The following is a 2,509-nucleotide window of genomic DNA, read 5'->3' on the forward strand; positions in this document are numbered from 1 at the left end:
CCGGCGCCGCCCAGGGGATCGGCGCGGCCACCGCCCGCCGGCTTGCCGCCGACGGGTACGCGGTCGCGCTCCTCGACGTGTCCGCGCAGGTGGACGAGGTCGCCGCCGCGCTGACCGCGGACGGCGCGGAGGCGCTCGCCCTGCGCTGCGACGCGAGCGACCCCGGCGACTGGGACCGCGCCGTCCGCGCCTGCCGCGCCGGGCTCGGCCCGGTGGACGTCCTGGTGTCGAACGCCCTGCGCTACGAGCCGGGCGCGGCGGACGAGATCTCCCTGGAGTCCTGGCGGGGCCAGCTCGACGTCATGCTCACCGGGACGTTCCTCGGCGTCCGCGCGACGCTCGGCGACCTGCGCGCCAGCGACCGCGCCGCCGTCGTGATCGTGTCGTCCGTGCACGCCTCGTTCGGGCTGCCGGGACGCCCCGCGTACGCCGCCGCCAAGGCGGGGCTGACCGGGCTGACCCGGCAGCTCGCCGCCGAGTACGGGCCCGGCGTCCGGGTGAACGCCGTGCTGCCCGGCCCGGTCCTCACCGCGCAGTGGGACGGCATCGGCGAGGAGGACCGGCGGCGCAGCGCCGCCGAGACCGCGGCGGGGCGCCTCGGCCGCCCGGAGGAGATCGCGGCGGCGATCGCGTTCCTCGCCGGCCCGGACGCCTCGTTCGTCACCGGCATCTCGCTGCGGGTCGACGGGGGCTGGAGCATCACCAAGGGATCCGCATGAAGATCACGAGAGTGGAGACGTTCCTCGTCCCGCCGCGCTGGCTGTTCTGCCGGGTGGAGACCGACGACGGCCTCGTCGGCTGGGGCGAGCCGGTCGTCGAGGGCCGGGCCGACACGACCCGCGCCGCCGTGCACGAGCTGGCCGACCTGCTGCTCGGCGCCGACCCGCGCCGCGTCGAGGACCTGTGGCAGACCATGACCAAGGCGGCGTTCTACCGCGGCGGCCCGGTGCTGTCCAGCGCGGTCGCCGGGCTCGACCAGGCGCTGTGGGACATCCTCGGCCGCTCGCTCGGCGTCCCGGTGCACCAGCTGCTCGGCGGCGCGGTCCGGGACCGGGTCCGGGTGTACGGCTGGATCGGCGGGGACGAGCCCGGCGAGGTGGGGGACGAGGCCGCCGCGCAGATCGCCGCCGGGCTGACCGCCGTGAAGATCAACGCCTCCGGGCGGGCCGCGCCGCTGCCGCCGCCCGCGCAGATCGACGCGATCGTGCGGCGGGCCGCCACCGTCCGGGAGGCGATCGGGGACGAGGCCGACTTCGCCGTGGACTTCCACGGCCGCATCACGGTGCCCGCCGCGCGGCGGCTCATCCCGCTGCTGGAGCCGTACCGCCCGCTGTTCGTGGAGGAGCCGGTCCTGCCGGAGCACACGCACCGGCTCGGCGACGTCGTCGCGTCCACCACGACCCCGATCGCGTGCGGGGAGCGGCTGTTCTCCCGCGCCGAGTTCCTGCCCGCGCTGCAGGCGGGGGTCGCGGTCGTCCAGCCCGACCTGTCGCACGCCGGCGGGATCTCCGAGGTGCGGCGGATCGCGTCGCTGGCCGAGGTGCACGGGGCGCTGCTCGCCCCGCACTGCCCGCTCGGCCCGCTGTCGCTCGCCGCGAGCCTGCAGGTGGCGTTCGCGACGCCGAACTTCCTGATCCAGGAGCAGAGCATCGGCATCCACTACAACGACGGCGCCGAGGTGCTCGACTACCTGGCGGACCGGTCGCCGTTCGCGTTCGTGGACGGCTCGATCGAGCGCTGGGAGGCGCCGGGCCTGGGCATAGAGATCGACGAGGACGAGGTGCGCCGCGCCGACCGGATCGGGCACCGGTGGCGCCCGCCGGTCTGGCGGCACCCGGACGGAGGGCACGCGGAATGGTGAACACGACGAACACGGAGAACACGGCGAACACGGCGGGCGCGGCGAACACGGCGGGCACGATCGCGGCGGAGTTGGAGCGGCGCCGGCTGGTCGCCATCGTCCGGGGCCCCGACCCGGCGGCGGCCGTCCGCACCGCGCTCACCCTCGCGGAGGAGGGCGTCGCGCTGATCGAGGTGTCGCTGAGCGGCGCCGGAGCTCTGGACGTGATCGAGGAGGTCGCGGGCAAGGCCGCCGGAGCCGCGCGGATCGGCGCGGGCACGGTGCTGACCGCGGACGACGCGCGCCGGGCCCGCGACGCGGGCGCCGAGTACGCGGTCACGCCGTCGCTCGGCGCGGGCGTCGACGAGGCGCTGCGGCTCGGCCTTCCCGTGCTGGCCGGCGCGCTCACGCCGACCGAGGCGGCCGCGGCCGTCGCCGCCGGCGCGACGGCCGTCAAGCTGTTCCCGGCGAGCGCGCACGGGCCCGGCTACCTCACCGCGCTGCGCGACCCGTTCCCGGACGTCCCGTTCGTCCCGGTCGGCGGCGTGGGCGAGGCCGAGCAGATCCAGCAGTTCCGCGACCCGGCTGTCCGGGCAGCCTGCCATCGCGGCGTAGACGCCCAGGTGGTCACGGGCGGTGTGGCCGGGGTGGAACGCGTTGCCGTCGAAC

Annotated in this window: 3 protein-coding genes; all 3 read left to right on the forward strand. The window is 76.7% G+C overall.

The features are described 5' to 3' along the window. A partial coding sequence (locus tag ABZ914_RS50090; RefSeq protein WP_500201631.1) for an SDR family NAD(P)-dependent oxidoreductase occupies positions 1-719 on the forward strand: 719 nt, incomplete at its 5' end. Continuing rightward, positions 716-1,861 carry a galactonate dehydratase gene (gene dgoD, locus ABZ914_RS50095; protein ID WP_500201632.1) on the forward strand — a complete coding sequence of 382 codons (1,146 nt, stop codon included), beginning with the start codon at positions 716-718 and terminating at the stop codon, positions 1,859-1,861. The genes ABZ914_RS50090 and dgoD, both read left to right, overlap by 4 nt. Beyond that, a partial coding sequence (locus tag ABZ914_RS50100) for a bifunctional 4-hydroxy-2-oxoglutarate aldolase/2-dehydro-3-deoxy-phosphogluconate aldolase (protein ID WP_500201633.1) occupies positions 1,855-2,509 on the forward strand: 655 nt, incomplete at its 3' end. The genes dgoD and ABZ914_RS50100, both read left to right, overlap by 7 nt.

The sequence above is a fragment of the Spirillospora sp. NPDC046719 genome (assembly GCF_040645715.1).
GTDB lineage: Bacteria > Actinomycetota > Actinomycetes > Streptosporangiales > Streptosporangiaceae > Spirillospora.

What these genes read in the sequence shown, in the direction of transcription:
- dgoD (WP_500201632.1), top strand. Translation starts at nt 716, where the DNA reads ATGAAGATCACGAGAGTGGAGACGTTCCTCGTCCCGCCGCGCTGGCTG.